This is a genomic window from Caballeronia zhejiangensis, assembly GCF_000698575.1.
Classification (GTDB): domain Bacteria; phylum Pseudomonadota; class Gammaproteobacteria; order Burkholderiales; family Burkholderiaceae; genus Caballeronia; species Caballeronia zhejiangensis.
Window position 1 is genome coordinate 1 of sequence record NZ_JFHD01000109.1, and the last position, 1005, is coordinate 1005.

Below are 1005 nucleotides of genomic sequence, written 5' to 3' on the forward strand. Positions count from 1 at the left end.
CTCTGACTTCAGCGTGCCGAAGAAACTCTCCATTGTGGCGTTGTCATGGCAGTTTCCTTTGCGTGACATGCTTTGCTCCAGCCCTGCTTTTTCTAGCCTCTCCCGGTACTTTGGATATCGATAGTGCCAGCCTTGATCTGAATGCAGCATTGGCTTGCCGCCCTCAGGTAAGCCTTCAATAGCTTTTTCCAGCATCTCGCCCACCAAGGCATATTGGGGACGTATTGCCGTCTGATAGGCCACGATTTCTCCGTTGTACAAGTCCAAAACTGGGGACAAGTACAGCTTTTTGCCGGCCACTTTGAACTCGGTGACATCCGTCACCCATTTCTGATTCGGTTGCTCAGCCTCGAACTGACGAGCCAAGGTGTTGGGCGACACTTCGCCCATCGGCCCTTTATACGACCTGTATTTCTTAGGCCGCACCGTGCATTTCAGACCCAGCTCCCCCATCAGTCGTCGTACCGTTTTACCGTTGATCAGCGATCTTTCTTTACGTAGTTCTAGCGTCATCCGACGGTAACCAAAGCGGCCCTTATGCTCGTTTTGGATGGTCTGGATAGAAGCTTTGATCGAGGAAAATCGGTCCGCAACGCCCATTGCCTTGAGTTGGTAGTAGTACGTACTTCGCGCAAGGCTCACTAGCTTGAGCAAGTCACGCAAGGGAAAGTGTTGCTTAAGCTCACTGACTAATCGGGCTTTTTCTTCTGTTCTTTCTCCCGCCTCATCACCGCCTCGCCTAACTCCCCAAGCTTTTTTAGATAAGCGTTCTCCATCCGTAGGTATTGGAGCTCATCAAGTAACGTCTTGTGCTCAGGCTCAGGGCTGGTGAGTGGGGCAGCGGTTTTGCGTGGTTTAGCAGGTGGTTTAGGCATAGCGGTGCTCAGTCCTCTTTTCCCTGACTCCAGGGCTTCAATACCGCCACTGTAATACTGCTGTTGCCATCTGCCCACCTGAGTGGAATCCCCCAAGTTGAAAAGCGCCGCTGCGCGGCGCAAGGAAAGG

General features: G+C 52.4%; 2 protein-coding genes. Both read right to left on the minus strand.

The genetic code is table 11. The annotated features are described in order from the left end of the window. The coding region (locus BG60_RS36155; RefSeq protein ID WP_034474663.1) for an IS3 family transposase at positions 1-663 on the minus strand (663 nt) is incomplete at its 3' end. Between the two features lie 26 nt (positions 664-689). Beyond that, positions 690-1005, minus strand: a 316-nt coding sequence (locus tag BG60_RS36160) for a helix-turn-helix domain-containing protein (protein WP_034474665.1), incomplete at its 5' end; no start/stop codon positions are given.